This window comes from Acidobacteriota bacterium (genome assembly GCA_040752915.1).
In the GTDB taxonomy this organism is placed as follows: Bacteria; Acidobacteriota; UBA4820; order UBA4820; family DSQY01; genus JBFLVU01.
Genome location: JBFMHB010000107.1, coordinates 1 through 6,450 on the forward strand (window position 1 = coordinate 1; position 6,450 = coordinate 6,450).

At 68.2% G+C, this 6,450-nt stretch carries 7 protein-coding genes; 3 read left to right on the forward strand and 4 right to left on the reverse strand.

Features of this window, described 5'->3' with window-relative positions; all coding sequences use genetic code 11:
• From pgk to AB1824_12795, 3 genes are all read right to left on the reverse strand, one after another.
• On the reverse strand, window positions 1-565 hold a 565-nt coding region (pgk, locus tag AB1824_12785), incomplete at its 3' end, for a phosphoglycerate kinase (protein MEW5765840.1).
• Window positions 562-1,545, reverse strand: coding sequence for a glyceraldehyde 3-phosphate dehydrogenase NAD-binding domain-containing protein (locus AB1824_12790; protein MEW5765841.1), 984 nt, complete (start codon window positions 1,543-1,545; stop codon window positions 562-564). The genes pgk and AB1824_12790, both read right to left, overlap by 4 nt.
• Before the next feature lie 83 nt (window positions 1,546-1,628).
• Window positions 1,629-2,459 (reverse strand): Ig-like domain-containing protein, encoded by an 831-nt coding sequence (locus AB1824_12795; protein ID MEW5765842.1) that lies wholly within the window; start codon window positions 2,457-2,459, stop codon window positions 1,629-1,631.
• 150 nt (window positions 2,460-2,609) lie between these two features.
• Here AB1824_12795 and kdsB point away from each other — a divergent pair, with 150 nt between their 5' ends.
• From kdsB to ade, 3 genes are all read left to right on the forward strand, one after another.
• Complete coding sequence (gene kdsB, locus AB1824_12800) at window positions 2,610-3,347, forward strand: 3-deoxy-manno-octulosonate cytidylyltransferase (GenBank protein MEW5765843.1); 738 nt, start codon at window positions 2,610-2,612, stop codon at window positions 3,345-3,347.
• Window positions 3,348-3,412: 65 nt separating this feature from the next.
• Window positions 3,413-4,177 (forward strand): Nif3-like dinuclear metal center hexameric protein, encoded by a 765-nt coding sequence (locus AB1824_12805; GenBank protein ID MEW5765844.1) that lies wholly within the window; start codon window positions 3,413-3,415, stop codon window positions 4,175-4,177.
• A 58-nt stretch (window positions 4,178-4,235) separates the two neighbouring features.
• Window positions 4,236-5,936, forward strand: a complete 1,701-nt coding sequence (gene ade, locus AB1824_12810) for an adenine deaminase (GenBank protein ID MEW5765845.1) — start codon at window positions 4,236-4,238, stop codon at window positions 5,934-5,936.
• 63 nt (window positions 5,937-5,999) lie between these two features.
• Here ade and AB1824_12815 read toward each other — a convergent pair.
• A partial coding sequence (locus AB1824_12815) for a hypothetical protein (protein ID MEW5765846.1) occupies window positions 6,000-6,450 on the reverse strand: 451 nt, incomplete at its 5' end.

Sequence of the window (6,450 nt, forward strand, 5' to 3'; positions counted from 1 at the left end):
CCGGATCGGACAGGCGGTCCGAAAGGTACTCCAGCTCCCTCTGCATCAAGAACCCGATGGCCGGGTTCGGGAAGGCCTTGGGGAGGGCGCACACGGAAACATGGGCCCGGTGCGCGGCGCCGAAGGCGTCGTTGACGTAGAGGTCCGCCAGGCTCCTCAATGCCTCCGCGAGGGAGGGGTCGCCCACGGTCTCCCCGGGTTCGAAACGAATGTTCTCGAGGAGGAGGACCTCCCCGGGCGCCAACTCGGCGGCGCGCCGGCGGGCCTGCGGGCCGACGACATCCTCGCTCAGGAGGACACGTACGCCCGGCAGGCATTCCCCGAGGCGGCGGGCCACGGGCCCCAGGGACAGTTCGGCTACGCGTTTCCCCTTGGGGCGGCCCAAGTGCGAGCACACCACGACCGAAGCTCCCCGTTCCAACAAATGCCTCAAGGTCGGGAGGGCGGCCCGAATCCGGGTGTCGTCGGTGATGACGCCGGCTTCCAGAGGGACGTTGAAATCGGCCCTCAGGAAAACCCGTTTGCCTTCCACGGGAAGATCGCGGACGGAACGGTAGGCCGTCATGAAACCCCTCCCTCGAGATAGGTCAGCAGGTCCAAGAGGCGGTGAATATAACCCGATTCATTGTCGTACCAGGCCACGACCCGGGCCATGCGCCCTAGGGTCTGGGTGAGCCCCGTGTCCACGATCGAGGAGGCGGGGTGCCCCAGAAAGTCCTGAGAGACGAGTTCTTCGCGGGACAAGGCCAGAATCCCGCGGAGGGGGCCGTCCGCGGCCTCCTCCAGGCACTTCACCACCGCCTCGGGTGTGGTCGGGTGTTCGAGGCAGAGCGTGATCTCCGTAAGAGACACGGCGGGGGCCGGCACGCGGACGGCCATGCCCCGGACCCGGCCCGATAGAAGCGGGAGCACCGACTCCACGGCGAGGGAGGCGCTGGTGGTCGTGGGGATGAGGTTGAGGCCCGCGGCTCGGGCCCGCCGGAGGTCCCTTTGCGGAGCGTCCACAAGGGTCTGGCTCACGTTGTAACAATGGACCGTGTTGAAGAGAACGGAATCCACCGCGAAGCGGGAGGCGAGGGCCCAGAGGGGCGGAACGAGGCAGTGGGTCGTGCAGGAGGTGGCGGACAGAATCCTCTCTTGCGGCCTGATTTCCTTGTGGTTCACACCGAAAACCACCTGCCGGTCGGCGTCGGGGCTCGAGGCCGTAAGCAAGGTGGGCCGGCGGTGGGATTCGAGGCCCCGTCTGTCCTTGAACCGTCCTGTCGCCTCCACGACCCAGTCCACGCCGGTTTCTTCCCACGGGATCTCCACAGGGTCCGGGCAGCGGAACAGGGGGATGGAGGCGCCCCCCACGGAAAGGGTTTCGCCTTCGGCGGCCGCCTCGAGATGCGTGGCCCCGTAATAGGAATCGTGGTTCAGGAGGTGGGCCAGCACCCGCCCCTCGGCCACGTCGTTCACCGCGGCCACCCGGTGCCGACCGTCCCGCAGCAGGGCCCTGAGGAGCCCCCGGCCTATGCGTCCGAGCCCGTTGATGCCGATTCGCACGCTCACCTCCAAGGGACCAGGCGGTGATCTTATCCTCGTCGCGGAAAAAAAGGCCCCCCGGGATGCTGCCCGGCCCGCCGCCGTCAGCGGACGGTGACCCGAATCGTGTTCTTGGCGGGACCGGCGTGAACGGTCACCGAGGCCGTGCCCCGGGAAAGTCCCGAAGCGATGCCATCCGGGGTCACCGAGAGGGTGGTTTGGGGGACCACGTCAAACCGGACCTCGGCCCGCATGGGCCGACCCTGGTCCGAGATCACCGTGTACCGGAGCGGGGCCGCTCCTCCGAGAGGAACGGTCTGGCTCGCCTCATCCACCTTTACGGCCACCGGGGATTCCAGAATCACGTCGGTCTCCACTTCGGCCCGGGTCTTGCCTGCGGCGGCCGCTATCTTGACCCGCCCGGCACCCAAGACCGTGAGGCGTCCCGATGCGTCCACGGCGGCGATCTGGGGGTTCGAGGAGGTAAACGTCACGTCCGACAGGTCGCCCGGTTCGCCCCGGTCGGTCGTGGCGGTCACGGTCAAGGGAACGATGGACCCCGAAGGCCCGACGACCCCCCCCTCGGGCGCCTTGATCTCAAGACGAGAGAGAATCCTCACCCGAACGGCCGCCTGGGCCACGGCCTCCCCCGCCCGGACGGTGATGACCGCGTCTCCCGAGCTGCGGGCCGTCACCCTTCCCTCACCGTCCACCTCCGCCACGTCCGGTGCGCTGCTGAGGAAGTGGAGTTCGGCTTTCTCGAGGGCGTTGCCCTTCTTGTCCAGGACGGTCACGTTCAAGGACTTGGAGGCCCCCGTGTCCCTCAAGACGAGTTCGCCGGGTGAAACCTCGATCCGAGCGGGCTTGGCGCAGGACAGTCCCGCGAGAAAGAGCAGCGCTGCCGCGCACACGGTCAGTCGGCTCCGGAACTCCATGTTCGCTTCCCCCTTTACACCTGGGCGGAGGTGCACCTTCCCTCGCGGCGCCCCCCTCCGAGGCCGCTCATTCTATGTCCGCTGCAGAAGGGATTCAAGACTCAGCCGAGGCCTGCTACACTCTTCCCGCGCCGCACAGCGGAGGAATTCATGCGCGCCTTGGCCGTCGTACCCGCACGTTTCGCCTCCACCCGGTTCCCGGGAAAGCCCCTCGCCCTCGTCCTGGGAAAGCCGATGATCCAATGGGTCGTCGAACGGGCCTCGAGAATCCGGGGAATCGAGGGAGTCCTCGTGGCCACCGACGACGAGCGCATCGTGAAAGTCGTTTTGGACTTCGGCGGGCGGGCCGTGCTGACCTCTTCCGCGTGCCCCTCGGGTACGGACCGGATTTGGGAAGCGGCCCGGGAGTGGGACGGCGATGTCCTGGTGAATCTTCAGGGCGATGAGCCGGCTCTGGAGCCGCGTGCCGTGGAGGCCCTCCTGGAACTCATGGCGTCGGATCCGACGCTCTCCATGGGTACCCTCGCGGCACCCCTCGACCGACCCGAGGACTACCAAAACCCCGATGTGGTGAAGGTCGTTCTCGGAGAGGGGGGACGGTGCCTCTACTTTTCCAGAAGCCCCGTGCCCCACCTGAGAGACGCGCCCATTTCGGGGGCGCGGCTCCACCGCCATGTGGGCGTGTACGCCTACCGCCGGACTTTCCTCGAGGCCTTTACGCGTTGGCCCGAGGGTGTCCTGGAAGGGATGGAGCGGCTCGAGCAACTTCGGGCTCTCGAGAAGGGGGTGGTCATCCGGGCGGTCGTCGTCCGGTGGCCCGGATGCGGCGTGGACCGCCCCGAGGACGTGGCCCGGGCCGAGGCGGCCCTCCGCGTCCCGCCGGCGTAGGCCTCGGAGAAAGAGCCAGAAAGGTCTGAAGGCAAGGGGGATCTTGGTCTTACAAGGAGGAGCGCATGGCCCGGACCCTCACCGAACTCGTGGCCCACCTGGATTCCTTCCTGGAGGTGGGCCGCTTTCAGGACGATGCCCTCAACGGGCTTCAGGTGGAGGGCAAGGCAGAGGTCCGGCGCGTCGCCGTGGCCGTTTCGGCCTGCCGGGAGGCCTTCGGAAAGGCTGCGGCCGTCGGGGCGGACGCCCTCATCGTCCACCATGGACTGCTCTGGAAGGGCGACTGGCCCCGGGCCGTGAGGGGCGTCCACCGGGAGAGGCTCCGGCTGCTCCTTGACTCGAACTTGAGCCTCCTCGCCTACCACCTGCCCCTGGATGCGCACCCCCAAGTTGGAAACAACGCGCGCGCCGCCATAGATCTCGGGCTTCAGGACCTGAAACCTTTTGCGGTGTACCACGGAACGCCCATCGGAACCCGGGGCCGCTTTCCTTCGCCCCGGCCAAGGTCTGAGTTCCTCGAGCAGCTCGAAGCCTATTACGGGCATCCCGCCTTCGTGGAGGCCGCGGGTCCGGAGATCGTCTCCACGGTCGGCATCTGTTCCGGAGGCGCCGCGAGGGAAGCCTCCGAGGCTGTAACGCTCGGGCTGGACGCCTACGTGACGGGGGAGCCCGGGGAGCCGGAGGTCTTCCTGTGCCGGGAGGCCGCCGTGACCTTCGCGGCCCTGGGCCACCACGCCACCGAAAAGGTGGGGGTCCGCGCCCTCGGGGATTACCTCCGCGAGGCCCTCGGGCTGGAGGTGGTCTTTCTGGACATGTACAACGAGGCCTGAGAGCGCGGCCGAATCACGCGGGAGCCAGCCCATGCGAAGCCCGGAATCCCTGGATTCAATGAAACGAAGGATCCGCGTCGCCCAAGGTGAGGCGCCCGCGGACCTGGTCTTCGTGAACGGCCGGGTCGCGTGCACCTTCACGGGAGAACTCCTCGAGGCCCCGGTGACCGTCGCCGAGGGGCGCGTCTGCTCCCTGGCGACCGCGCCGGCGGGTTCGAAGCAGGTCGTGGACCTCGACGGGGCGATTCTGGCGCCGGCCTTCACCGACGCCCATATCCACGTGGAATCCTCCCTGCTCACCCCGGAGGGCTTCGCGGAGGCCGTGGTGCCCCATGGAACGGGCGCGACGGTGAGCGATCCGCACGAGATCGCGAACGTCCTCGGGACCGCCGGATACGATTACATGCGGAGGGCTTCCTCGGGGCTCCCGATGGACATCTTCTGGACCGTCCCCTCCTGTGTCCCGGCGACCCACATGGAGACGGCCGGGGCGTCCCTCGGGGCGAGGGACGTGGCCGAGGGCTTGGACCGAAATCCCGAGGCGCCCGCCCTCTCGGAGATGATGAACTTTCCCGGCGTTCTGTTCGGTGTGGAGGAGGTCCTGGAAAAGGTTCGGGCTTCCGCTCTTCGGGGCAAGCCCGTGGATGGGCACTCCCCCGGCCTCACCGGGGCCGCCCTGGACGCATACGCCGGGTCGGGCATCCTCACGGATCACGAATGTCTGACGGCGGCCGAGGCCCTCGAGAAACTCCGCCGGGGAATGTGGGTTTTCCTTCGAGAAGGATCCGCCGCGCGCAACCTCCGCGACCTCCTTCCGGCCGTGGCTCCCGGGGCCGCGACGAGAATCTGCATCGTCTCCGACGATCGCCACCCGGAGGATCTTCTTCGAGAGGGGCACCTGGACGGAACCCTCCGGAAGGCCGTCTCCTGGGGCCTCGATCCGATGGCGGCCCTTCGGGCCGTGACGCTCAACCCTGCGACGGTCTACGGCTTTGGAGACCGGGGCGGAGTGGCCCCGGGGTATCTCGCCGATCTGGTCGTGCTGAGGGACCTGAGATCCTTCGAGGTGCGGGAGGTCTATCACCGCGGGAGAAAGGTGGCCGAGGGGGGAAGTCTCCTGAAACCTCTGGAAAGGCGCCCCGCAGGGGAGGCGCTCGCCACGGTCCGACTCCCCCCCGATCTTCGGAGTCTTCTTGGGGGATTCCCGGAATCGGGGGAGGTCCGGGTGATCGGGGTCGAGCCCAACCAGATCGTCACACGCTCCGAAAAGGGGCTGGCGCAGGATGCGGGGGGCGGGCGCGGGATGCAGTTCGCCGCCGTCGTGGAGCGCCACAGGGGAACGGGACATGTCGGCCTCGGATACGTCAGGGGATTCGACCTCCGGGCGGGGGCGCTGGCTTCCACGGTGAGCCACGACAGCCACAACCTCGTGATCGTGGGGACGTCCCCCGATGAAATGGCCCGGGCGGCCGGTGCCGTGGAGGCCATGGGGGGAGGGCTGGCCGCCGTCCAGGACGGCGAGTTGCTCGCGGCCCTTCCCTTGCAGGTGGCCGGTCTCATGAGCCTCGGGACCGCGGCGCAGGCCGCCGCAGCTCTGGAGGCGCTTCACGGGGCCGCCCGCAGTCTGGGGTGTTCCCTGCCGGCACCCTTCATGACCCTTTCCTTCCTCGCTCTCCCCGTCATCCCCTCCCTCAAGCTCACGGACAGGGGACTCGTGGACGTGGACCGGTTCCAGATCGTGCCTCTGCGCCTTCCTTGACGCGCCAAGGGCGGCCCCTCGGCCGCCCTTGGATTGGTTTTCCTTGTGCCCCGGGTGCTCGAATTACAGGAGCGTGAGCGTCACCGTCTGCTGCGTGGCGGGGGCTCCCAGGGGGTCCACGGCGTCCACGGCGAGGGTTACGCTCCCCACCCCGGCTTTGTCCGCCGAGTAGGTCACCGTCACGAGCGTTCCCGAGGGCACGGTCGCGGAGGTGATATTCAGGGAACCCAGTTCACCGGTGGACGTGGTGCCCGAGAGGGATGCGCTCCAGGTCACCGCGCCACCTTCCGGGTCCGTCACCGTGAAGGTGATCGTCGAGGAGCCCGTGCCCGATGGGATTACATCGGGTACGGCCGCGAGCCCGGTGATGACGGGCGGGCCGTTGATGTCGGGCGCGAAGGAGGCGGCGATGGTGTGGTCGGCCTGGACGTTGGTGAAGGTATAGGAGGCGACGGGGCCGACGGAAACGCCGTCCACGAGGACGTCGGCGACGTGGAAGCCCGAATCGGGGGTG

Excerpts from the sequence above, each read along its gene's own strand:
- AB1824_12805 (MEW5765844.1), top strand. The coding sequence starts at position 3,413 with ATGGCCCGGACCCTCACCGAACTCGTGGCCCACCTGGATTCCTTCCTG.
- AB1824_12795 (MEW5765842.1), bottom strand. The coding sequence starts at position 2,459 with ATGGAGTTCCGGAGCCGACTGACCGTGTGCGCGGCAGCGCTGCTCTTT.
- kdsB (MEW5765843.1), top strand. The coding sequence starts at position 2,610 with ATGCGCGCCTTGGCCGTCGTACCCGCACGTTTCGCCTCCACCCGGTTC.
- ade (MEW5765845.1), top strand. The coding sequence starts at position 4,236 with ATGAAACGAAGGATCCGCGTCGCCCAAGGTGAGGCGCCCGCGGACCTG.